24 protein-coding genes are annotated in these 24,884 nt (G+C 37.3%); 15 read left to right on the top strand and 9 right to left on the bottom strand.

Going from position 1 to position 24,884, the window contains the following annotated elements; translation table 11 throughout:
* Positions 1-72: 72 nt before the first annotated feature.
* Positions 73-642: a 5-formyltetrahydrofolate cyclo-ligase gene (locus tag LB076_RS03950; RefSeq protein WP_066333138.1), complete on the bottom strand. Its 570-nt coding sequence runs from the start codon at positions 640-642 to the stop codon at positions 73-75.
* On the bottom strand, positions 629-1,606 hold the full coding sequence (locus LB076_RS03955) for a succinylglutamate desuccinylase/aspartoacylase family protein (protein ID WP_066333141.1): 978 nt from the start codon (positions 1,604-1,606) through the stop codon (positions 629-631). Before LB076_RS03955 ends, LB076_RS03950 begins: the two co-directional genes overlap by 14 nt.
* A 135-nt stretch (positions 1,607-1,741) precedes the next feature.
* Between LB076_RS03955 and uvrC the strand changes: the two genes are divergently transcribed.
* The 10 genes from uvrC to LB076_RS04005 all read left to right on the top strand — a co-directional run bounded on the left by uvrC (position 1,742) and on the right by LB076_RS04005 (position 14,668).
* Positions 1,742-3,544: an excinuclease ABC subunit UvrC gene (uvrC, locus tag LB076_RS03960; RefSeq protein WP_066333144.1), complete on the top strand. Its 1,803-nt coding sequence runs from the start codon at positions 1,742-1,744 to the stop codon at positions 3,542-3,544.
* A 50-nt stretch (positions 3,545-3,594) separates the two neighbouring features.
* Positions 3,595-5,796, top strand: coding sequence for a patatin-like phospholipase family protein (locus tag LB076_RS03965; protein WP_066333147.1), 2,202 nt, complete (start codon positions 3,595-3,597; stop codon positions 5,794-5,796).
* Between the two features lie 185 nt (positions 5,797-5,981).
* Positions 5,982-7,139, top strand: coding sequence for a homogentisate 1,2-dioxygenase (locus LB076_RS03970; protein WP_066333149.1), 1,158 nt, complete (start codon positions 5,982-5,984; stop codon positions 7,137-7,139).
* A 170-nt stretch (positions 7,140-7,309) separates the two neighbouring features.
* Positions 7,310-8,470, top strand: coding sequence for a 4-hydroxyphenylpyruvate dioxygenase (gene hppD, locus LB076_RS03975; protein WP_066333151.1), 1,161 nt, complete (start codon positions 7,310-7,312; stop codon positions 8,468-8,470).
* 293 nt (positions 8,471-8,763) lie between these two features.
* Positions 8,764-9,531 (top strand): DUF3108 domain-containing protein, encoded by a 768-nt coding sequence (locus LB076_RS03980; protein ID WP_066333154.1) that lies wholly within the window; start codon positions 8,764-8,766, stop codon positions 9,529-9,531.
* A gap of 2 nt (positions 9,532-9,533) precedes the next feature.
* Positions 9,534-10,481: a tryptophan 2,3-dioxygenase family protein gene (locus tag LB076_RS03985; protein WP_066333157.1), complete on the top strand. Its 948-nt coding sequence runs from the start codon at positions 9,534-9,536 to the stop codon at positions 10,479-10,481.
* Positions 10,482-10,499: 18 nt separating this feature from the next.
* Positions 10,500-11,732 (top strand): peptidoglycan DD-metalloendopeptidase family protein, encoded by a 1,233-nt coding sequence (locus tag LB076_RS03990; RefSeq protein ID WP_066333159.1) that lies wholly within the window; start codon positions 10,500-10,502, stop codon positions 11,730-11,732.
* Positions 11,733-11,919: 187 nt separating this feature from the next.
* Positions 11,920-13,560 (top strand): glucose-6-phosphate isomerase, encoded by a 1,641-nt coding sequence (gene pgi, locus LB076_RS03995; RefSeq protein WP_066333162.1) that lies wholly within the window; start codon positions 11,920-11,922, stop codon positions 13,558-13,560.
* Between the two features lie 98 nt (positions 13,561-13,658).
* Complete coding sequence (locus tag LB076_RS04000; RefSeq protein WP_066333163.1) at positions 13,659-14,081, top strand: hypothetical protein; 423 nt, start codon at positions 13,659-13,661, stop codon at positions 14,079-14,081.
* 83 nt (positions 14,082-14,164) lie between these two features.
* Complete coding sequence (locus tag LB076_RS04005; RefSeq protein WP_066333165.1) at positions 14,165-14,668, top strand: septal ring lytic transglycosylase RlpA family protein; 504 nt, start codon at positions 14,165-14,167, stop codon at positions 14,666-14,668.
* A 1-nt stretch (position 14,669) separates the two neighbouring features.
* Here LB076_RS04005 and LB076_RS04010 read toward each other — a convergent pair whose 3' ends face one another.
* Entirely contained in the window at positions 14,670-15,137 is a 468-nt protein-coding gene (locus LB076_RS04010; RefSeq protein ID WP_066333414.1) for a CYTH domain-containing protein, read from the bottom strand.
* Positions 15,138-15,324: 187 nt separating this feature from the next.
* On the opposite strand from LB076_RS04010, the gene dinB reads away from it, so the two are divergent.
* Both dinB and LB076_RS04020 read left to right on the top strand, forming a co-directional pair.
* Positions 15,325-16,413, top strand: coding sequence for a DNA polymerase IV (gene dinB, locus LB076_RS04015; protein WP_066333168.1), 1,089 nt, complete (start codon positions 15,325-15,327; stop codon positions 16,411-16,413).
* 84 nt (positions 16,414-16,497) lie between these two features.
* Entirely contained in the window at positions 16,498-17,013 is a 516-nt protein-coding gene (locus LB076_RS04020) for a PAS domain-containing protein (protein WP_066333171.1), read from the top strand.
* A gap of 52 nt (positions 17,014-17,065) precedes the next feature.
* Here the strand turns inward: LB076_RS04020 and LB076_RS04025 are convergent, their stop codons facing one another.
* The 6 genes from LB076_RS04025 to LB076_RS04050 form a co-directional block, all read right to left on the bottom strand.
* A complete protein-coding gene (locus LB076_RS04025; protein WP_066333174.1) occupies positions 17,066-17,839 on the bottom strand; it encodes a Bax inhibitor-1/YccA family protein in 774 nt (257 codons plus the stop codon).
* Between the two features lie 276 nt (positions 17,840-18,115).
* Positions 18,116-19,546 (bottom strand): pyruvate kinase, encoded by a 1,431-nt coding sequence (gene pyk, locus LB076_RS04030; RefSeq protein WP_066333176.1) that lies wholly within the window; start codon positions 19,544-19,546, stop codon positions 18,116-18,118.
* Positions 19,547-19,550: 4 nt separating this feature from the next.
* The gene (locus tag LB076_RS04035) at positions 19,551-20,042 is read right to left on the bottom strand and encodes an IPExxxVDY family protein (protein WP_066333177.1); all 492 of its coding nucleotides are present in this window, start codon (positions 20,040-20,042) and stop codon (positions 19,551-19,553) included.
* 114 nt (positions 20,043-20,156) lie between these two features.
* Positions 20,157-20,897: a ribonuclease III gene (gene rnc, locus LB076_RS04040; RefSeq protein WP_066333417.1), complete on the bottom strand. Its 741-nt coding sequence runs from the start codon at positions 20,895-20,897 to the stop codon at positions 20,157-20,159.
* 8 nt (positions 20,898-20,905) lie between these two features.
* Positions 20,906-22,159 carry a beta-ketoacyl-ACP synthase II gene (fabF, locus tag LB076_RS04045; protein ID WP_066333420.1) on the bottom strand — a complete coding sequence of 418 codons (1,254 nt, stop codon included), beginning with the start codon at positions 22,157-22,159 and terminating at the stop codon, positions 20,906-20,908.
* A 173-nt stretch (positions 22,160-22,332) separates the two neighbouring features.
* The gene (locus LB076_RS04050; protein ID WP_007137004.1) at positions 22,333-22,569 is read right to left on the bottom strand and encodes an acyl carrier protein; all 237 of its coding nucleotides are present in this window, start codon (positions 22,567-22,569) and stop codon (positions 22,333-22,335) included.
* A 176-nt stretch (positions 22,570-22,745) separates the two neighbouring features.
* On the opposite strand from LB076_RS04050, the gene purN reads away from it, so the two are divergent.
* The 3 genes from purN to LB076_RS04065 all read left to right on the top strand — a co-directional run bounded on the left by purN (position 22,746) and on the right by LB076_RS04065 (position 24,827).
* Positions 22,746-23,315, top strand: a complete 570-nt coding sequence (purN, locus tag LB076_RS04055) for a phosphoribosylglycinamide formyltransferase (protein ID WP_066333179.1) — start codon at positions 22,746-22,748, stop codon at positions 23,313-23,315.
* Positions 23,316-23,342: 27 nt separating this feature from the next.
* Positions 23,343-23,822 carry a ribonuclease HI gene (gene rnhA, locus LB076_RS04060; RefSeq protein WP_066333181.1) on the top strand — a complete coding sequence of 160 codons (480 nt, stop codon included), beginning with the start codon at positions 23,343-23,345 and terminating at the stop codon, positions 23,820-23,822.
* Between the two features lie 81 nt (positions 23,823-23,903).
* The gene (locus LB076_RS04065; protein ID WP_066333183.1) at positions 23,904-24,827 is read left to right on the top strand and encodes a PfkB family carbohydrate kinase; all 924 of its coding nucleotides are present in this window, start codon (positions 23,904-23,906) and stop codon (positions 24,825-24,827) included.
* Positions 24,828-24,884: the final 57 nt, after the last annotated feature.

Raw genomic sequence — 24,884 nt, forward strand, 5'->3', positions numbered from 1 at the left:
TTCGTTTTTTTGCCAAACTTGTTTTCTTTATAATAGTTATAAACCCATGCTAAATACACGGGCGATGCGATGCTAAAAATGGTAACAACTTTGTGGCGTAATGCAATAGTCTAATTTTATATCGGCCTCAAAAACATCCATTATAGCCTCCTCGGCCTCAAAGAAAGAAAGTCCAATTTTGATGGTTTCGGGCGCACATTCAGCCAAAAATTTATCATAAAATCCTTTTCCGTAGCCTACTCTATTGCCTTTTTTATCAAAAGCCAGTAGGGGTACAAAAACTACTTCGATTTTTTTTGAGGGCACTTCAATCCCGGTAACAGGCTCCGGAATGTGGTAGGCGTTTTTTTGGATTTTGGTATTGTCTGTAAGCAAAAAATGAGTCATTATTCTGGTTTCAAAATCTGCTTTAGAGACAATTATTTCTTTGTCCTTGCCTGCAAGCAAATGCAATAATAATTCGGTATCTACCTCTTTGTGTTCTACAATAGATAAAAACAAATGAAAATAACTTTTATCCCAAATAGGGAGTCTAAGTACCCCATTGGCAATAGCTAGACTGCTTTGTTCTATTTCTGTTTCCGAAAGATTTTGCCTAAGCGCTTTATACTTTGTTCTGAATTCTTGTTTAGTGGCTTTCATTTAAAATTATTTTAGAAATATGATAAATGGCATCCCCTTGGTAAATAATGGGAGCGTGATTGGCATTAATTATATAACCATCATTGGGAGCTTTCACTTTACGTTCAAATTTTCCAAATGGATCTGTAATGGTTGCTAAAACGGTGCCTTTTGTTACAAAAGCTCCTAGGTAGCCGTTGTCATGCAAGAGTCCGGAGCATTTGGCTCGCAACCAAGCAGATTTTTGAATGTAGATGGTTTTTTGAGCAGGTTCTTCAGGCGAGGTCTCCAGAGAGAGCATGTTTAGATGGGCTAAAAATCTTTTTACGCCAGCCACCCCAGTATCGGCAACAGTATAATCAATGTCTAATGATTTTCCGCCCTCAAAGAGTAGCATCTTTACCTGTAGCTTTTGGCTGGCATTTCTAAAACTTCCAGCGATATTTTTAGAATATAGTGTAAAGGGCGCATTAAATGCATCGGCCAAAGCCTTTAAGGCATCATCATGGGGCGCAAGTCGGATTTGCGGGGCATTAAATCGACTAGCACCACCAGCATGAAAATCTACGGCATAGTCTACAAATGGCATGATTTCGGTTAGAATATGGTAGGCAAATCTACTAGCCAAAGAGCCCTTTTTGCTTCCCGGAAAAACCCGATTTAAATCTCTCCCATCCGGAAATTCTCGGGATTTATTTACAAAACCAAACATGTTGATTACGGGGATACAAATAATGGTCCCTCGTTTTGGTTTGTTGATTTTTTTGGTAATAATTTGGCGTACAATTTCTACACCATTTATTTCATCGCCATGTATTCCGGCCGAGAAAAGCACTGTGGGTCCTTCGGTTTTTGCACGCTGAATCAGTATCGGGATTTTGAGTTTGGTGGTATTGTGCAATTTGGCAATTTCCATATAAATGGTTTTGCTTTGTCCAGGTAAAATAGTTTCTCCTAGAAGGATAAATGGTTTTGTATTTTTCATTATGGAATTAAAGTCTAAAAATAGAAATAATTATTTTGAATTCGTAAATTTGAAAATAAAATCAGGCTTTTATTTAGCAAGCTCTCTTCGCTACTGCAAAAAGAGCTACATAAAGTCTTTTTTGAAACCAAAACCATGCAAAAACCCACTCTTGAGCTCCAGATACAAACCTTGCCAGATAGTCCTGGGGTATACCAATATTATGATAAAGACGGCAAGATTTTATATGTAGGAAAAGCCAAAAATTTAAAGAAACGAGTAGCTTCTTATTTTAACAAAGTACACGATACTGCCAAGACAAATGTTCTGGTCAAAAAAATTGTTTCTATCCAACATATTGTAGTCCCTACCGAAACGGACGCTCTTTTGTTAGAAAACAATTTGATCAAAACCCTGCAACCGAGGTATAATGTTTTGCTCCGTGATGACAAGAGTTATCCTTGGATTTGCATCAAAAAAGAGCCTTTTTCGCGTATTTTTTCTACCCGCAGGATGGTGAAAGATGGTTCAGAATACTTTGGACCTTATACCAGTTTTAAGACCGTTAACACCATTTTAGAACTAATAAAAGAACTGTATCCATTACGGACTTGCAACTATGATTTAAGCCCCTCTAACATTGCTGCTGGCAAATTTAAGGTATGTTTAGAATACCATATTGGCAATTGCAAAGGGCCTTGTGAAGGGCTAGAAAGCTTAGAGAACTACCAAAAACAAGTAGATGCAATCCGAGAAATACTTAAAGGGAATTTTAAAGAAAGCATGAAAGATTTTAAAAGTATCATGATGCATTTGGCACAAGAGTTGCATTTTGAAGAAGCCCAAAAAATTAAAGATAAAATAACCATACTAGAGAACTACCAGTCTCGCTCTACCATTGTAAACCCCAAAATCACCAATATAGATGTTTTTTCGATAATATCGGATCAGGCTGCGGCTTATGTCAATTTTTTGCAAATTTCTCATGGTGCTATTATACGGTCCCATACCATGGAAATTAAGAAAAAACTAGAAGAAACGGATGAAGAATTAATCACCTTAGCCATTATTGAACTCAGAGAACGATTCCAGTTGCTCTCTACCGAAATTATTGTCCCTTTTAAGATCGATCTAGGCGAGAATCTCAAGATAACCGTTCCGCAGTTAGGAGACAAAAAACACATTTTGGATTTATCCATCCGCAATGCAAAATTTTATAGAATAGAACAGCTAAAACAATTGCAAATAGTAGATCCAGACCGCCATACCAATAGAATTATGGCGCAAATGCAAAAAGACCTGCGATTGCCTTTAGAGCCCAGACATATAGAGTGTTTTGATAATTCCAATATTCAGGGGACCAATCCTGTAGCTGCTTGTGTAGTGTTTAAAGACGGCAAGCCCAGCAAAAAAGACTACCGCCATTTTAATATAAAAACCGTAGAGGGGCCGGATGATTTTGCCTCTATGACCGAAGTCGTTTACAGAAGATACAAACGCTTGCTGGACGAAAAACAGTCCCTTCCTCAATTAATCTTAATAGATGGAGGCAAAGGGCAGTTGTCTGCGGCGCTTAAAAGTTTAGACGCTTTGGAGCTACGAGGCAAAATCAGTATTATTGGAATTGCAAAAAGACTGGAAGAATTGTTCTATCCTGGAGATTCTGTTCCACTATACTTAGATAAAAAATCCGAAACCCTAAAAGTACTCCAGCAATTACGAAACGAAGCACACCGTTTTGGAATTACACATCACAGAGACAAACGAAGCAAAGAAGCACTACAATCTTCGATAGAATCAATTCCGGGAATTGGCGAAAAAACCATGTTTACACTCCTACAGCACTTTAAAAGTGTTAAAAGATTAAAATTAGCCACCCAAAACGAAATAACGGCAGTAATAGGAGTCTCAAAAGCAAAAAAAATTGTCGACTTTTACAAAACAGTAACCAACGAATAAAACAATGCCATTAATACCATGGCATTGGGATTTCTAAATTAGCCGTAATCATGAAAAAGCATGCCCTTTTAATACTAGTTCTATTGTTTTGTTTGCCCCTTTTTTCTCAAGAGCAAAATAGGCCAAAGGTGGGCTTGGTTTTGAGTGGAGGAGGCGCCAAAGGATTTGCACATATAGGCGTTTTGAAAGTGTTAGAAGATGCTGGGATTAAAATTGATTATATAGGAGGCACTAGTATGGGAGCCGTAATAGGAGGTTTGTATGCTTCGGGATACACGGCTTCACAGATTGATTCGGTACTACAGGTTACTAATTTTGATGAATTGATTAGTGATTTTATACCCCGATCTTCCAAAAATTTTTACGAAAAAAGAAACGACGAACTCTATGCATTAGTACTGCCATTTACCAAATTTAAAGTAGGCATACCCGAGGCGCTATCTAAAGGCATGTATAATTTTAATTTAATTAGTAAGTTAACAAAAAATGTCCGGCACATTAGAGACTTTAACCAGCTTCCAATTCCTTTTTTATGTATCGGGACCGATATAGAAACCGGAAAAGCCGTTATCCTCAATAGAGGCAATCTAGCCCAAGCAATAATTGCGAGTGCCGCCTTCCCGTCTTTGTTCTCGCCAGTGGAGATAGAAGGACAACTACTTGTAGACGGCGGAGTTACCAATAACTATCCCATTGAAGAAGTCCGAAAACTAGGAGCAGATATCATCATAGGAGTAGACGTACAAGATGGTTTATTGACTCGAAATTCGCTCAAAGACGCCACCAAAATTTTAGTACAAATAACCAACCTACACTCCATCGAAAAAATGAAGGAAAACGTACTAAAAACAGATATCTATATCAAGCCAGATATTAAAGATTATGGTGTTATTTCTTTTGATAAAGGCAATGAGATTATCAAAAAAGGAGAAGACGCCACCTTTGCCGTTTATGACAAAATACGGTTGCTGGCCCAAAGCCAAGTTCCGTACACAAAGCCAAAAATGGTTATCAATAAAGATAGTTTAGATATTAAGGAAATAAATATCAGCCCTTTAGATAATTTTACCAAAGACTATGTTTTGGGTAAATTACGATTTAAGCCCAACACCAAGATAAGCTACAAACAATTAGAACGGGGAGTAAATAATATCAATGCTACTCGAAATTTTAGTGTTATTAATTATTCTTTAGACGCAAACAACACCTCCGATAATTTAAATTTGGACTTAAAAGAAAACCAAACCAAATCCTATCTTAAATTTGGCTTGCATTATGATGGCTTGTTCAAAAGCGGTGTTTTAGTAAACCTAACCCGTAAAAAAACATTTTTCAAGAATGATATAACCAGTATTGATGTAATTTTAGGAGATAATTTTCGGTACGATTTAAATTATTATATTGAAAATGGCTACAACTTAAGCTTTGGTGTCAAATCCGCATTCAATCAGTTTAACCGCAATGTAGCCAAAGAATTAAGCGATTTAGAGTTTTTTGAAGTAGGCGTTAAATCCATAAATGTAGATTATTCCGAATTTATGAGCCAAGTGTATTTTCAGTCCTTGTTTGTTCAAAAATTTTTGATAGGAGGCGGTTTAGAATACAGTTACCTCAAGATCAACTCTGCAACACTAGGCAATAGCAACCCAATAATAGACAAAAGCAGTTATTTAAGTGCATTTGGATACATGAAATACGACTCTTTTGACGACAAAGATTTTCCAAAAAGAGGCTGGTACTTTTTAGCAGACGCCAAATCCTATTTGTTATCCTCAGACTACACCAAGTATTTTCAACCCTTTACTATCGCCAAGGCAGATTTTGGTGTTGCCGCCACACTCTTTAAAAATGCCACTATCAAGATACAGTCTGATGCAGGCTTTTCTTTTGGGAACCAAAGCGTTCCTTTTTTTAATTTTGTTTTGGGAGGTTACGGTTACAAAACACTAAATAATTTCCGTCCTTTTTATGGATATGATTTTTTGAGTATTGCCGGCAATAGCTATATAAAATCTACCGCAACAGTAGATTATGAAATAATTAAAAACAACCATGTTAATTTTTCGGCAAATTTCGCTAATTTAGGGCAAGATATATTCGAAACCATAGAGTGGATTTCCATACCCAAATACTCCGGATACGCATTAGGATACGGACTAGATACCGCCATTGGCCCTATAGAAATAAAACACTCCTGGTCACCACAAAACTCCAAAAACTACACCTGGTTTAGTATTGGATTTAGATTTTAATAGGTTATAGCGCACACCAACTTAAACACGGATTGCCATGAAAACACAATGGATGGGTTTATTAGCATACTTACAATTCTTAATCAAGAGAAATCCAGAATAAACCACTGTTTTTTTGATTTAGAAAACACTACCGAAACCACCATATTCGGTTTTATTTTGTAACGTTTTAAAACAACAAAAAGATGCCATTATATCATAAATTAGGAAATTTTCCAGACAAAAGACACACCCAGTTCACCAAACCAGACGGTAGTTTTTATTACGAACAATTGTTTGGCACCGAAGGTTTTCATGGACACGCCTCATTGTCTTACCACTTGCACAGACCCACGCAAGTAAAAGAAATACTTACATCCTATAGCGTAGAACCCAAAATAGCCATAGCCAAAAACATACAATCCCTACTCCTAAAAGGATTTGAATTACGACCACAAGAAGATTTTTTGCAAAGCCGAAAAGCCATGTTAGTCAATTCCGATTGCATCATAGGCTTGGCAGCACCCCAAAAATCCCTAACCGAATATTTTTATAAAAACGCCGATGCAGACGAGATGCTCTTTATCCATCGCGGACAAGGAAAGCTCCGCACCATGTTAGGCAACCTGCGTTTCAAGGCAGGAGACTACCTGATTATTCCGCGCGGAATCATCTACCAAATAGAGCTAGACACCCCAGACAACCGCCTCTTTTATGTAGAATCCACCGCCCCATTTTATACCCCAAAACGCTACAAAAACGAGTCTGGACAACACCTAGAGCACGCCCCCTTTTGCGAACGCGATTTTATACTCCCCACAGAGCTCGAAACACACGACCAAAAAGGCGATTTTGTAATCAAAATCAAAAAACAAGGCATGCTTCACGAGCTACTCTACGCCACCCATCCCTTTGATGTAGTAGGCTGGGACGGCTATAACTATCCGTACGGACTAAGCATCCATAATTTTGAACCCATAACCGGCCGAGTACACCAACCACCACCAGTGCACCAAACCTTTGAAACAGCCAACTTTGTAGTCTGCTCCTTCGTTCCAAGACTCTACGATTACCACCCCAAAGCCATTGCTGCACCCTACAACCACAGCAATATAGACAGCGACGAAGTACTGTACTACGTAGACGGAGACTTCATGAGCCGCAATAACATAGAACAAGGACACATCACCCTGCACCCCAAAGGCATCCCACACGGTCCCGCCCCCGGAGCCATGGAGCGCAGCATAGGCCAAACACAAACCCAAGAACTAGCCGTAATGGTAGACACCTTTAAGCCACTTATGGTAACCCAAGAAGCCATGAATCTAGAAGATGGGCAATACTACAAATCCTGGGTAGAATAGCCCAATTGCACATCATTCCAGAGAGGAGCTATTTCCTGCTGTACGCTATATCTTTATGTTTTTAAAGAAAAAACATAAAGGATGCCGCTCCCATCAGGGCTAAAAATCCAAATTCAAAAAACACCACTGTTATTTACAAGTAAACAACAGAACCCTAAAACACACACAAAATGGCAAAAGAAATACAATCCGTAGACTACGGACTAGAAAAAATATTCCAAGGCGCCCAAGACTTTTTACCCTTGCTAGGCACCGATTACCTAGAATTTTATGTCGGAAACGCCAAACAATCCGCCCATTATTACAAAACCGCTTTTGGATACCAATCCTTAGCCTACGCCGGATTAGAAACCGGAGTCAAAGACAGAACCTCCTATGTTCTAAAACAAGACAAAATCCGCATCGTACTCACCACCCCATTAACCCCAGACTCCCCCATTCACGAACATCTAAAAAAACACGGAGACGGCGTAAAAGTAGCCGCCCTATGGGTAGAAGACGCCACCAGCGCCTACCACGAAACCATCCAACGTGGCGCCAGATCTTTCCTAGAACCCACCATCGAAAAAGACCAACACGGAGAAGTAGTGCGCTCGGGTATATATACCTACGGCGAAACCGTGCATATTTTTGTAGAACGCAAAAATTACCATGGCGTTTTCTTGCCAGGCTACCAACCCTGGCAATCCGACTACAACCCAGAACCAACCGGACTAAAATACATAGACCATATAGTGGGCAACGTAGGCTGGAACCAAATGAATACTTGGGTAAAATTCTACGAAGAAGTAATGGGTTTTGTCAACTTCCTTTCCTTTGATGACAAACAAATCACCACCGAATATTCGGCCCTAATGAGTAAAGTAATGTCCAACGGAAACGGGCGCATCAAATTTCCAATCAACGAGCCCGCCAAAGGAAAGAAAAAATCCCAGATTGAAGAGTACTTAGACTTCTATGGAGGACCCGGCATACAACACATCGCTATTGCCACAGATGACATTATTGCCACCGTAAAAAAACTCAAAGCAAGAGGCGTAACGTTTTTGTCTGCGCCCCCAGCAACGTATTACCAAGCAATTCCAGAACGCTTAGGAGAACACATGAAAATGATGAAAGAAGACCTGCAAGAAATAGAACAATTAGCCATCATGGTCGATGCAGACGAAGAAGGCTATTTATTGCAAATATTTACGAAACCCGTACAAGACAGACCTACCTTATTTTTTGAAATCATACAAAGAATGGGTGCCAAGGGCTTTGGTGCAGGCAACTTTAAAGCCCTGTTTGAATCCATAGAAAGAGAGCAGCAATTGAGAGGAACGTTATAAAAAACACTTTTTTTTATAGGATACAAAAAAATAACTATTCACTACTGTTTTTATTACATCGGTAATGTTAAAATTAATTTTTAGTTAAATAAATACACATCTCTTAACTACCTTTGCACACGCAAAATAGAGGGGGTGGTTTCCTTCTAAGTGATATAAACTTCATAATTTATATTTTTTTTGGTTAGTTAATAGCATAAAAACTCAGTCATAATTTGACTGAGTTTTTTTGTTTTAATATATTTGGAACAAAATTTGCAGTTTTATTTTTAAATAAATAAAAAAAGTAAGCCATGAAAAAGATTCTTCCATTACTGTTGCTACTAATGACCGTAAGTTTTGATAGCCGTACACCAGATGCCTATGCTGTTGGAGAGTGGTTTAAGTTTCGTATTCATTACGGATTTGTAAACGCAGGATACGCTACCCTAGAGGTCAAAGAGAGTAAAATAAGCAACAAAAAAGTATTTCACGTTATTGGAAAAGGATATACCACCGGTATGTCTCGTTTTTTCTTTAAAGTAGAAGATTTGTACGAAAGTTATATAGACAAAGAAACCGGAATCCCGTATCGTTTTGTTAGAAACATCAATGAAGGAGGGTATAAAAAAAACCAAGAAGGATTTTTTAATACCGCCACCAACCAAGTACTGGTTAAAGATTATAAAAACAACAACCAAAAAACGGTTGCCATACCCCAAAACACACAAGATATTTTATCCTCGTTTTATTATTTAAGAAACCATCCCGAAATTAATAAAATCAAAACAGGAGACTCCATAAGTATTAACATGTTTTTTGATGACGAAACCACAAAATTTAAGTTAAAATTTGTGGGTCGTGAAAATATTACCACTAAATTTGGCGTTGTACCAGCAATGATTTTTAAGCCACTAGTGCAATCTGGACGGGTATTTAAAGAAAAAGAAAGTCTAACGGTTTGGATTTCAGATGACCACAACAGATTGCCAGTAAGGATAAAAGCCGATCTAGCAATAGGGTCATTAAAAGCCGACCTAGATGCTTATAAAGGATTAAACAATCCGTTTAAAACACACTAATAATGAATAGTACCGAAGATAGAGAAGCTATTTTAAAAGAAATTGAACTAAAATACGATGCTATAAATCAAAGCACTACCACCCAATTAGAAGGATTACTTTGGGCCAAACCAATAAATTACTGGGATTACATCCAGACAGATGCATTATTGAGTTTGCAAACCCAAAGAACGGTGCTTCCGGACGAAATGGTCTTCATTCTTTACCACCAAGTAAATGAATTGATTTTTAAGATGATTCTATGGGAAATCCAACAAATAGGAGAGGCACAGAACATTCGTGCGGCCTTTTTTACCGAAAGGTTAATGCGCATAAGCAGGTATTTTGATATGTTAACCACCTCTTTTGTTATCATGGAAGAAGGAATGGACGTAACACAATACATGAAATTTAGAAATACCTTAACCCCTGCTAGCGGATTTCAAAGTGCACAATATAGGTTGATTGAATTTTCATCTACCAATTTGATCAATTTGATAGATTATCGTTTTAGAGAAAAAATGGATCCAAACCCGTCTTGCGAAGATGCTTTTGAACATTTGTACTGGCAAGCTGCGGGCAAAAATTACCAAACGGGCGAAAAATCTTTTTTATTACAAGAATTTGAACGCAAGTACAAGCACGTTTTTTTAAGACACATGGAGCAATACAAATCCATGAATATTTGGCAAAAATACCAACAACTACCAAAGTCCGATCAGAACAATCCAGAACTAATCCAAGCCATGCGCCATTTGGACCATACAGTTAATATCAAATGGGTTATGCAGCACCTAAACGTAGCCATAAAATACATCGAAAATAGCGGGCAAGGAGATGGTGAAGCCACCGGAGGAAGCGATTGGAAAAAATACATGCACCCAAAATACCAAAGAAGAATCTTTTTTCCAGAATTATGGAGTACCGAAGAATTAAAAAATTGGGGAACAGAAAAAAACAAATCAAATTAAAAAATAAAGAAATACAGTTTGAAGCAAGTAGTAATAGTTATCGTGGCATTAGTAACAATGCTTTCTTGTACTAAATCCGAAGATAAATTAGAGGAAGACCAACCTCTTGCAAAAGGTAGAATCGTAGCCAAAAACTCGGATTTTGGATTTAATTTTTCAGACTTTAACGTACTGCAAGATACCGTCCAAAAGGGAGATACCTTTGGAACCATAATAAACAAGCAAAACATAGGCGACAGAAAAGTATACCAAATTGTACAAAGCGTAAAAGACACCTTTGATGTCCGGATCATTAAACCCAATAGAGCCTATACCTTATTGCGTTCTAAGGACAAAAAAAACAAATTACAATTATTTGTCTACCAACCAGACGCATTGAGCTACTATATTTTTGATTTGCGAGATTCCATCATAGTTGCCCACAAAAAAACCAGACCAATAACCCTTAGAAGGCGTACCATAGGAGGTGTTCTAAAGGGCTCTTTGTCTGAAACCCTAGAAAACGCAGGTGTCGAAGCCGCACTTGCCAATCGGATCACTAAAATATACTCTTGGTCTATTGATTTTTTTAAATTAAAAAAAGGAGACCGTTACGGCATTACCTTTACCGAAAAGTTTATCAACGATTCCATCTATGATGGTGTAGACAATCTCGAAGCTTCGTTTTTTGAATACAAAGGCAAACTGGTTTATGCCTTTCCGTTTGTAGCCAATCCCACAACCGGAAAAGTAGAATACTATGACGAAGAAGGCAAAACATTGCGTAACTTTTTTCTAAAAACACCAATCAAATTTAGCAGGCTAACCTCAAGGTTTACAATGAATAGATTCCATCCGGTACAAAAAAGATGGAAGGCCCACAAAGGAACCGATTATGCCGCCCCTACAGGAACCCCAATTACCACAACAGCCTCGGGAGTAGTAGAAAAAACAGGATACACAGCCGGAAACGGAAACTACGTAAAGGTCAAACACAATGGCACCTATTCTACACAATATTTGCACATGTCTAAAATACTAGTCCGGCAAGGGCAGCATGTCAACCAAGGCGACGTTATAGGTCGAGTAGGCAGTACAGGACTAGCAACAGGGCCACATGTTTGTTATCGATTCTGGAAAAACGGAAAACAAGTCGATGCTTTAAAATTAAACTTACCCAACGGAGAACCCATGAACGGAAACAACAAAGTCCGCTTTATGCAAAAGATAGCCCCGCTTAAGTTGGAGTTGGATAGCATTGCGGATTTATAATGAAACATTGCGTTAACTAAAATTTAAAAAAAGACTTTAAAGAGATGTAAAACATAACTTTAAAGTCTTTTTTAGTTTACACAAAATAGAGGCAAGAATGTTAAATTCAGGCCATATTATAAAGAATCTATAAATTAAAAACATATTTGAGTATTTTTACCCGTATTACAAACTTGAACTAAAACAAATGGCCTTACAAACAATTAATCCTACAACAACCGCATCTTGGGCTAAGCTTAGGGAGCATTTTGAACTAATTCAAAATACAACCATGCAAGAAATGTTCCAACAAGATCCTGATAGAGCCGAAAAATTCGGTATAAAATGGAATGATTTTTTGTTAGACTATTCCAAAAACAGAATCAGTACCAAAACCATGTCTTTGCTACTGGATCTAGCCTCAGAATTAGATCTCAAAAACGCCATTAAAGACTACTTTGCTGGAGAGCCAATCAATAAAACCGAAAATAGAGCCGTGCTTCATACTGCTCTAAGAGCCCAAAAAACAGACGTCATAAATGTAGATGGTACCAATATTGTTCCAGCAGTTTATGAAGTAAAAGACAAAATAAAAGCATTTAGTCATCAGGTTATATCAGGCAACCAAAAAGGCTATACGCACAAAGCCTTTACAGATGTGGTAAATATAGGTATTGGAGGATCGGATCTGGGACCTGCCATGGCAGTAGAGGCTTTAGGGTATTACAGAAACCATCTGAATATTCATTTTGTATCCAATATAGATGGAGATCATGTCCATGAAATTATAAAAAAGATCCATCCCGAAACAACTCTTTTTGTACTAGTATCTAAAACATTTACCACCCAAGAAACCCTCACAAATGCCCAAACCATCAAGAAATGGTTTTTACAGACTGCAAAGCAAGAAGATGTAGCCAAACATTTTGTTGCAGTGTCTACCAATATTCCAAAAACAACAGAATTTGGTATCCATCCAGACAATGTTTTTCCAATGTGGGATTGGGTTGGTGGTCGTTTTTCGCTCTGGAGTGCCGTTGGTCTTAGCGTTAGTTTGGCCGTAGGGTATAAAAATTTTGAAGATTTATTGCGTGGAGCCAATGAGATGGACACCCATTTTAAAACCACCGATTTGGATCAAAACATGCCAGTAATTCTGGCTTTATTGAGTATTTGGTACAATAATTTTTTTGGAGCCCAAACCGAAGCAATCATTCCGTACACGCAGTATTTACAAAAACTAGCGCCCTATTTGCAACAAGGCATTATGGAGAGTAACGGCAAAAGTGTAGGTAGAGACTGCAAAACAGTAAACTACCAAACCGGAACCATTATTTGGGGGGAGCCAGGCACCAATGCACAACACGCTTTTTTTCAGTTACTACACCAAGGTACCAAACTAATTCCTTCAGATTTTATTGGATTTAAAACGCCTTTGTACGGAAACACAGAACATCATGACAAGCTAATGGCTAACTTTTTTGCCCAAACTCAAGCCTTAATGCAAGGCAAAGCAGCAGAACAAGTGCAAGCAGAATGCCAACAACAAGGAATGACAGCCGAGGAGATAAAATTTATAACAGCCTTTAAAACATTTCAGGGCAACAAACCCACCAATGCACTATTGATAGAGAAGTTGACCCCTAAAACACTAGGAGCACTCTTGGCGTTATATGAGCATAAAATTTTTGTGCAAGGAATAATTTGGAATATTTTTAGCTTTGATCAATGGGGCGTAGAATTAGGCAAGCAATTGGCCAATACCATTCTAGAAGAAATCACTACCCAAAAAGTAAGTGCTCAGGATAGCTCCACAACAGCTTTGCTAAAGTATTATTTAAATAAATAATTATACTAAATTAGTAACAAAACCCTTATTTGCTACCAAATAAGGGTTTTTTTTATTCCTTTTTTACTTATATTTGTTTTTAAAAAATTAATTAATATATGTACCAATTTATTCAACAGTTCCACTCCGGTTGGGCTTACTTAGCGCTTATAATGCTAGTTATTGCAGTGATTAACGCACTGATAGGGTTTTTCTCCAAAAAAGAATTTACTCCCAAAGACAGAAAAATCGCAATATTTGCCCTTATCGGTACCCACACCCAGTTGTTACTTGGTTTAATTCTATATTTTGTTTCTCCACTAGGTTTTTCTGCCTTAGGCAACATGACAGACAAAGCCCTTCGTTTAACCTCATTAGAACATCCATTAACCAATATTATTGCCATAACGTTAATAACCATTGCATGGTCTAAGCACAAAAAACTCACAAGCAGTCATGCCAAATTTAAAATATTTGCCATTTTTTACACCCTAGGATTACTACTTATTTTAAAAATGATCCCCTGGAGTATGTGGTTCTAAAACTACTTTAAAGCCCTTTTTACAGGGCTTTTTTTATCTAGGTATGGTTTTTGTAAATTGTAGAACAGAAATATAAATAAAACATGAAAAGATTATTTACCCTATTTTTTTTAATGGCCCTTATTAGCGTAGCAAACAGTCAAAATACTCTAGCCAACAAACCAAAGACCACCCTACAAAAAGCACTTACCGCCAAAGACACCCTCAAAAAAAACAAAGTTGTAGTGGTTGCCCCGTCAGAACCCGCCAAAGATACCCTAGCCGAAAAATGGGGCAGTCTAAGTCCTTATAAAACTGATGCACACGCATCCTACTATGCCGATAAATTTCATGGAAAGAAAACCGCAAGTGGCGTTCCTTTTGACATGCGAAAATATACCGCAGCCCATAAAAAATTTCCGTTTGGCACCAAATTAAAAATAACCAATCAAGCCAATGGCAAAGCAGTAGTGGTAGAGGTAAATGACCGAGGTCCCTTTGTAAAATCAAGAGAAATTGACCTATCCAAAAGGGCGTTTATGGAAATTGCCAAAAACAAAGCCATAGGAGTAATGACCGTAACCATAGAGGTGTTTTCAAAACCATAGCTCACCAAGACCCAAAAGGATTGTTGCTCAAATACGCATTGTAATACCGAGCATCGTTGGTCACCTCTTTGCCCAGCCACAACGGCTTTTCAAAGTGTTCCAACTCAGATTGGAGTTCAATTTCGGCAACAACCAAACCGTCATTGAGGCCATAAAACACATCAATTTCAAAGAGATGGCCACCAAAATTCACTTCATAACGGGTTTTGTCAATAATGCCTTTTTCACAAAGCAATAAAAGGCTTTCCGCCTCCAGAATTGCAATTTCCTTTTCCCATTCAAACCGAGACATGCCACTAGCACTAGAGGCGCCCTTGATGGTCAAAAACCCCCGATTGTCTTTAATGCGCACCCTAACGGTTCTTTCCGGAACCGAACTCAAATACCCCTGTTTGATTCTTTTTTCAGCATAGGCCAGCTCTTTAAAAGCCGCTGAGTTTACCAAAAATTTACGTTCTATTTCTACCATCATTTCTTTTTTTTTAAGGAGCTATTTCCAGCTGTACACTATATCTTTTTATAATTCCTGCTTGTTCCTCGCAGCAATCATAAAAAGGATGCCGTTTCCATCTGGGCTACAAATACGTTCAAATGTATTAAAATAATTTAACAGCATTAGCATTTCATTTTAGCCAAAAGGACTTTAAATTTGCCCCATGGATACTGCCGCTACCAACCGAAAAATAATACACATAGACATGGACGCCTTTTATGCGGCAGTGGAACAAATGGACAACCCCTCCTTGAGAGGCAAACCCATAGCAGTAGGCGGCTCCGAGAACAGAGGCGTAGTGGCAGCAGCTAGTTACGAAGCCAGAAAATTTGGTGTACATAGTGCCATAAGCGGCATAATGGCCAAAAAAAACTGTCCAGAACTTATATTTGTGCCCCCAAGATTTGAGAGATATAAAGAAATCTCAAAAAAAATCCATAAAATATTCCAAGAATACACCGATTTAGTAGAACCCCTCTCCCTAGACGAAGCCTATTTAGACGTTACCCAAAACAAAAAAGGCAATAGCAGTGCCAGTTTATTGGCGCAAGAAATCCGAACACGCATTTTTAACGAAGTAGGATTAACCGCCTCGGCAGGCATATCGGTCAATAAATTTGTAGCCAAAATTGCCAGTGATTACCACAAACCCAACGGACAAAAAACAGTAAATCCAGACCAAGTGATTGCTTTTTTAGAAAACCTACCCATTCGTAAATTTTACGGAGTAGGAAAAGTCACCACCCAAAAGATGTACCAACTAGGCATTTTTACAGGCCTAGAGTTAAAAAGCAAATCCATAGCATTTTTAGAAAAACACTTCGGTAAATCGGGCACTTATTATTACCATGTAGTCCGAGGCGTGCATAATAGTCCGGTAAAACCCAATAGAATTTCAAAATCGGTAGCGGCCGAACACACCTTTGATACCAATCTAACATCCGAGATTTTTATGTTAGAACAATTAGAAATACTAGCAGCAACTTTAGAAAGAAGACTCAAAAACAACCATATATCCGGCAAAACCATCACCTTAAAAATAAAATATAGTGATTTTGCCCAACAAACACGAAGCAAAACCCTGGCTTATTTTATAGCAGACAAAGGGCTGATTTTAGAAACTGTCAAAGAGTTGCTTTATCAAGAGCGCATGAAAAATTCGGTTCGGTTGTTGGGTATTGCGATGAGTAATTTGAATACCGAGAATAAAAAAGCCGTTGTTGTACAACTTCAATTTCCGTTTTCGTATTAATACGAACTTCAACAAAAGTTAAAAGAGTATTTTTTGGTATTTTTATTTTTTTTAAAATTTATATTTGAATAAAATTTAATTACAATGATACATCTTAAGGATTATGATAACGGAGTAGCCAAGTTCCATCAAGAGTTCCATCTAAATGCTACACCCTTATTCTCTTGGAATTTTTATGGTACCGTATTGCAGCAGTTAAGGAATGCAAATTTAGACACCCAAAAAATAGATCAAATTGCGGCAACCTTCAAGTGGGAATCGGCAAACTGGGAATTAAAAAAAGCTCTCTATGAAGACGTAATAGTGGTAACAGATCCTGCTCTAAAGATTGTTTTTTCGTCTCAAAACATGGTCAAAATGAACGGCTACAAAGCCGAGGAAGTTGTAGGTAAAACCCCAAGAATGTTTCAGGGCAAAGATACTTGCATAGAAACTTCAAAAGAAATCAAAATAGCCATCCAAAAGCAGCTTCCTTTTGAAAAAAAGGTACTGAATTACAAAAAAAATGGTGATCCTTATTATTGTATCATCAAAGGCTTTCCAATTTTTAACAAAAAGGGTTTTTTGTCTCATTTTATAGCTTTTGAGAAAACGGCATAAAAAAAGCTTTCCGTTTACCGAAAAGCTTTTGTTGTAGTTTGTTTTAAAAGGTTTAGTCCTTGCTAGAGAGTTTAGAGAGCAGTCTCAAAAACTCAATATATAGCCATACTAAGGTGATCATAAGGCCCATAGCGCCAAACCATTCCATGTATTTTGGCATTTTCTCGGCCACTCCTTTTTCAATTCTATCAAAGTCCAAAAACAAATTCAGAGCAGCAATAATAATTACAAAAACACTAATTCCGATGCTCATCATGGAGTTGCCATAATGCACAGGTTGAAAACTAGTAAACATAGAAACCACCCAAGAAATAAGGTAATAGGTTGCTATGGCTAATGTAGCGGCTACTACTACAGATTTAAATTGTTCCGTTACCTTTACAATCTTAAATCGGTACAGACCCAAACACACTCCAAAGGTAACAAAGGTTGCTCCTACGGCTTGGATTACTATGCCGGGATAACGGGCTTCAAATATGGCCGAAATTCCTCCTATAAATAATCCTTCAAATAAGGCATATCCAGGAGCTAAATAGCCCGAATATTGGGGTTTAAAAGCGGCAACAACAACTAATAATAATCCAACCACTGCGCCTCCTATGGCAGGAACTATCGGATTCATTCCGTTAAAGGCCATCCACCAAATAACCATGGCTGAGGCTATAAGTAACAAAAATAACAGCACTGTTTTATTGATGGTTCCAGATAAGGTCATCTCTTGATTGTAATCGATAACAGTAGCTTGATGCACTTGTTCTTTTGGGGCAGCTGTTGTGGCCGAAAAAGATTTGTTATTTAAAAAAGGATTTTTTGATTTGAAATTCATAAATAGTAAATTTTTTTTCAAATATAATTTTTATTTTTTAGAAGATTGTTTATTTAATCTTAAAATTTGGTTCTAAAAAAGTGCCTAAAAATGCGTGTATCCATTTTAATTTTACACTTTTAAGGCATTGGTTTTCTAAAAATATCCAAAGATATAATGGACTCGAAACAAGCGCAGCAATAGCTGCTTTAATTGTTGCTGAGAGTGTTTTTAACACACAAAACCCCCAGTTGAGTACAACTAGGGGTTTTGTGTTTTGTGATTTTAGCGCAAGGGTTATTCTATTTCAGAAACGCGCATTGTATTTACCATTCCTTTTTCTTTAATAGGCATTGCTGCAAGATTGATCAAAAAATCGCCTTTAGTAACGTATCCTTTTTGTCTAGCAATTTCATTAACATCCATTACGGTATCATCGGTACTAACAATTTTGTCATAATAATATGATTTTACGCCCCACAACAAACTCAATTGGGTTACAATTCTTTTATTGGATGTAAATACCAGTATGTGTGCTGAGGGTCTCCATGCCGAAATCTGAAAGGCGGTATATCCGCTATTGGTTAAGGTACAAATTGCTTTAGCTTGGATTGCATCTGCCATGATAGCTGCGTGACGACAAATTGTTTTGGTAATAAAACGATTTGTTCTAATTTGAGGCGTGTTCTGTGGAACCTGAATCAATGGCGAATCTTCTACGGCTTTTATAATTTGGGTCATTTTTTGAATTACCTGTACTGGATAATTACCTGCAGCGGTTTCTCCAGATAACATGACCGCATCAGCTCCATCCATAACCGAGTTGGCTACATCATTTACCTCCGCTCTTGTAGGTGTTAGACTACTTATCATGGTTTCCATCATTTGGGTTGCCACAATAACCGGAATACGAGCCATTTTTGCCTTTCGGATTAGATCTTTTTGTACCAATGGCACTTCGTGAGCAGGGAGTTCTACACCCAAGTCGCCACGAGCAACCATTAAACCATCGCAGTAAGCAACAATTTTGTCAATGTTCTCTAAGGCTTCGGGCATTTCTATTTTGGCAATGATGGGTATTTTGTATTCGGAATGGGTGTTTATTAAATCTTGCAAGTCCTGAAGGTCTTGTGGTGTTTTTACAAAAGATAGTGCAATCCAGTCTACTTTTTGTTCAATAGCAAAAATAGCATCCGCAATATCTTTTTCGGTCAATGCCGGAAGCGATATTTTGGTATTCGGCAGATTAACGCCTTTTTTAGATTTTAATTCGCCACCTTGTAATACTCTAGCAACTACTTCGGATATTTTATCTGTAGATACAATCTCAAAGATAAGTTTTCCGTCATCTAATAGTATTTTTTCGCCAGGATTAACATCATTAGGAAAGTTCTGGTATTTCATGAATACTTTTTCGGCAGTACCAATAAGATTTTCGGCAGTGGTAAAGGTGATTAGGTCTCCGTCATTGACAATTACGCCTTCGTTCATGACTCCAACACGTAGTTTTGGACCTTGTAAATCTCCAAGGATTGCTGTGGTGTAGCCAAATTCTTCGTTTAGGGACCGAATAATCTGTATTTTTTCTTTAACGCCTTCGTAATCTGCATGAGAGAAATTAATTCTAAACACATTGACTCCTGCGTCAATCATGTCTTTTATAATTGTTTTGCTGCTACATGCTGGTCCGAGTGTGGCTACAATTTTAGTTTTTTTGTTAGAAATCATGGTATTAAAAAATTAAATTGTTTTTTGATTTGATTTGGTTGGTCTCAATAGTATACACCGTTGAGATATTGTTTATGGCATTTAATTTGGATTTGATTTGAGGCAAATCTATAGTGTGTTCTGGAGTGTTTTCTATTTTTAAAAAATAATCGACGGTTTTAAATTCGGGCAACAAAAATACTTTTTTAGAAGAAACCATCGCTTGATCCGAAAACAATTCAGAGATAGGGCTTGTTTTTTTTAAAACTACTTCGTTTTTGTTTTGAATTAGATCCCAGTTGATATCATTTTCCGAATCATAATGGTGGTATCTGGCAAAACTGGTTTCGCCTTCTTTGATATGTATTTGAATTTCGTTGTTGCTTTTTGCTAAACGGATCGGGAGAATTTGGTTTATAAAAAAAGCCAATCTATAATCTTCTAGGGAGGTATGAATGGCTATTAAATAGTAATCTATCTCATCAAATTCGCCAAGATTTAGTTTATGAACAGCCATTTTACAAAATTATAATGGTGTAAATATACCATTTATGTAGTATTTAAAGAACTGCAGATGTAATGATTTGGTTAATTTATGAACGAAAACGTTGTAGTTGCGAAATTAACGCAACTATCGTTTGTCCATTTTTTCTTGAAATGCAAAATAAGCACGTTGGGAGGCTTTTTCTTCTGCTTTCTTTTTAGAGGTAGCTCTTGCTTTTGCAATCACTTTTGCATCAATACTTAATTTGACCCCAAATAAACGCTGTCCGTCTATGGCATTGTCTTCAAATATATCATAATGAAATATTTTTTTTTCTTTTTGGCACCATTCTATAACCAAACTTTTATAGCTAATAACTTTGCCTTCTAATTTAGAAATATCTACATAGGGTATAATAACTCGGTTGTATATAAATTTTTCACAATAGTGGTATCCTTTGTCTTGGTAGATAGCACCAATTAAAGATTCAAAGATGTTTCCGTGTATGTTTTCACCAAAATGCTGTACGGGTACTTTGCTTTCAATAAATTGGATTAGTTTTAAATCTTTTCCTAATTCATTTAAATGTTCACGACTCACTATTTTGGAACGCATCTTGGTTAGGTAGCCTTCGTCTCCGTTGGGTGCTTCGGTAAATAAATAAGCAGCAATTACGGCGCTCAACATAGCGTCTCCTAAAAACTCTAGGCGTTCATAATTTATAGGGCTTCCGTTGTTATTGAGCCTGTTGGAAGAACGGTGGGTAAATGCTTTTTTATAGTTTTCTAAGTTTTTTGGCGAAAACCCTAGTATTTTTTCGATAGCATCAAAAAAAATCCCGTCTTCTAGAGAACGGGATTTAGAAAATATTTTTTTAAATATACTCATAAGGGCAATTACAAGTCTAATTTTTTTACTAAAACACAAGCGTTATGGCCACCAAAACCAAAGGTATTACTCATAACTACATTCATGTCTCTTTTTTGAGCCACGTTGAATGTGAAATTTAATTTAGAGTCAATGTTTGCATCATCCGTAAAATGATTAATGGTAGGCGGTACTATACCGTGTTGCATTGAAAGTATAGAAGATATTGTCTCTATGGCTCCAGCTGCCCCTAATAAGTGGCCTGTCATGGATTTTGTAGAGTTAAGATTCATGCTGTATGCGTGGTCTCCAAATACGTGTTCAATGGCTTTAGATTCGGCTAGATCTCCTAATGGAGTAGACGTACCGTGCATATTAAGTCCATCTACGTCCGAGGGTTGTAATTCGGCATCTCGCAAACAGTTTAACATCACATTTTTGGCTCCTAATCCTTCTGGGTGTGGTGCAGTAATATGGTGTGCATCTGCAGACATTCCGCCACCGCCAATCTCGCAATATATTTTGGCTCCACGAGACATGGCATGTTCGTATTCTTCGAGAATTAATGCGCCAGCTCCTTCGCCCAAAACAAAACCATCTCGGTCTTTGTCCATTGGTCTTGAGGCTGTTTTTGGATCGTCATTTCGGGTAGACAAAGCATGCATGGCATTAAAACCACCCATTCCTGCAATGGTTACTGCAGCTTCTGATCCACCAGTTACCATCACATCTGCATGCCCTAAACGTATGTAGTTGAAGGCATCAATAATAGCATTGGTCGAAGATGCGCAAGCAGATACAGTTGCAAAATTAGGACCTCTAAAGCCATATTTTATAGAAATATGTCCACTAGCGATATCTGAGATCATTTTCGGGATAAAAAACGGATTAAATTTTGGCGTACCATCACCCGAGGCAAAATTTAGCATCTCTATTTGAAAAGTTTCTAAACCTCCAATTCCAGATCCCCAAATAACTCCAGCTCTGTCTTTATCTAGTTTTTCAAGATTAAATCCTGCATCTTTTACAGCTTCTTCAGACGAAACCATTGCGTATTGTGCATAGCGGTCCATCTTTCTGGCTTCTTTTCGGTCTAAGAAATCTTCAATAGTAAAGTTTTTTAATTCGCAGGCAAACTGCGTTTTAAACTTTGAAGCGTCAAAATAAGTTATTGGAGCAGCTCCGCTAACTCCATTAATAAGGCCGTTCCAATATTCTTGAATGTTATTTCCTATAGGAGTAAGAGCACCTAAACCCGTCACTACAACTCGTTTTAATACCATAACTATTATTTTATTATCTTTAAATAATAATACCCACGCTTTCTTTATTGTATTGTACAAAAGAGCCGTGGGCATTATTTAGTAAGTATCTTTTTGATTGCATAGCAATCTTAATTTTTTTCTTAAAAAATAATAGCACCCATACCCAGTTTAGCATACGGGTGCATTATTTATTATTTTTTAGCTTCCTCAATATATGAGATAGCTTGACCTACAGTAGCGATGTTCTCTGCTTGATCGTCTGGAATTTGAATGTCAAATTCTTTTTCGAATTCCATAATAAGCTCAACAGTGTCTAATGAGTCAGCTCCTAAATCATTAGTGAAGCTTGCTTCTGTTACAACTTCGTTTTCGTCAACTCCTAATTTGTCTACGATAATCGCTTTTACTCTTGATGCAATGTCTGACATAATCTTTAATTTTAAAATTTAATTTGTTGGCAAAAATAAAAAACTTTATTTTAAAACAACCAATAAGTTGATAAATGTGACAACTAAATTAAAAAATTTATTTCAACAAAGGCATCTCAATGTTATTTATTTTGGATTTTTATTCCTTTTTTTGCGTAACTTAAAACACGTCAATCATGAAAAAAATTTTGATTTTTGCTTCTGGATCGGGCACTAACGCTGAAAATATTATAAAACATTTTCAGAATAAGGCACTTGCTAATGTGGTTGGTGTTTTTACAAACAATCCTAATGCTGGAGTCATCGAAAAGGCTCAAAATTTAGGAATTTTGGTACAAATTTTTAATAAAATAGATCTAAATGAAGGTAAAGTACTACAAAAAATAGAGCTTATGAAGCCAGATTTAATCGTTTTAGCGGGTTTTTTGTGGAAATTCCCAGAGCAAATTATTGAGATATTTCCTAATAAAGTGATTAATATTCATCCAGCACTACTACCTAAGTATGGTGGTAAAGGCATGTATGGTATGCATATACACCGCGCGGTTGTAGAGAATAAGGAGCTGGAAACGGGGATAACCATTCATTTGGTGAACGAGCATTACGATCAAGGAGCAATTCTTTTTCAGAAAAACATTGCTTTGAGCAAGCAAGAAACTCCCGAAACGGTGGCGCAGAAAATCCATCAGTTGGAGCAAGAATGCTTTCCGGTAGTTTTAGAAGATTTTTTAAAACAATCTTCCTAAAATACGCTTTCAACCCAATTATAACAGATGAATTACGACGTACACATATATACCGATGGCGCAGCAAAAGGCAACCCCGGAAGAGGAGGCTATGGTGTGGTTATGGAAAGCACCCAAATGGGCAAAACGTACCGCAAAGAATTTTATGAAGGCTTTCGGCTAACCACCAACAACAGAATGGAATTGTTGGCTGTAATTGTAGGGTTAGAAAAACTCAAGAACCCCAACACTACCGTATTGGTTGTTTCGGATTCTAAATATGTGGTAGATTCGGTAGTCAAAAAATGGGTTTTTGGTTGGGAGAAAAAAAAATTTCTGGACCGAAAAAATGCAGATTTATGGAAACGTCTTTTGCTAGTTTATAGAAAACATCACGTAGATTTTCAATGGATCAAAGGGCACAACAACCATCCGCAAAACGAACGCTGTGATGCCCTTGCAGTGATGGCATCCATGCAAAAAGAGCTTTCGGTAGATGCTTTTTATGAGCAACAGGAAGCAAAATGAATCTAAAACTTTGCCAGATTGAAACTTTGCAACTATGAAACATATAAACTATCTTTGTGCCTTAATTCGAAACTGATATAAATGAATAAATTATTGATTGTTGGAACTGTTGCTTTTGATGCAATCGAAACTCCTTTTGGTAAAACAGATACAATTTTAGGCGGAGCAGCTACTTACATTGGTTTATCGGCTTCTTTTTTTAACGTACAGTCTGCTATAGTATCCATAGTTGGAGATGATTTTCCGCAAGAATATTTAGATTTGCTTACAGACAGAAATATAGATATTTCTGGGCTTGAGGTAGTTAAAGGAGGTAAAACTTTTTTCTGGAGAGGTCGTTATCACAATGATCTAAACTCCAGAGACACGCTAGAGACCCAGTTGAATGTCTTGGCAGATTTCAAACCCCAAGTTCCTGAAAACTACAAAAATGCCGATGTGGTTATGCTAGGCAACTTGCATCCATTGGTACAAAGTGCTGTTTTGGATCAAATGGAAACCAAACCAAAATTAGTGGTTTTAGACACCATGAATTTTTGGATGGATTGCGCCCTAACGGATTTGTTAGACGTCATAAAACGAGTAGACGTAATTACCATCAATGATGAAGAGGCGAGACAACTCTCTGGAGAATATTCTTTAGTTAAGGCTGCCGCCAAAATTCAAGCCATGGGACCTAAATATGTAGTAATAAAAAAAGGAGAACATGGCGCTTTATTGTTTCATGACCAGGATATTTTCTTTGCGCCCGCTTTGCCATTAGAAGAAGTCTTTGATCCAACAGGAGCAGGAGACACCTTTGCAGGGGGTTTTGCAGGATTTATCACACAGAGTGAAAACATCTCTTTTGAAAACATGAAAAATGCGATTATTTACGGCTCTAATTTAGCTTCTTTTTGTGTAGAGAAATTTGGAACAGAACGAATGGTAGCCCTAGATAAAGAAGCCGTTTTATCACGCTTGATGCAATTTAAGTCTTTGACACAATTTGATATAGAATTATAACGCCTTATTGCCTCGGAAACGAGGCTTTTTTGATTTCTTTTTTGTAAGTAAAGCCTA

This window comes from Flavobacterium crassostreae, from assembly GCF_001831475.1.
Lineage (GTDB): Bacteria > Bacteroidota > Bacteroidia > Flavobacteriales > Flavobacteriaceae > Flavobacterium > Flavobacterium crassostreae.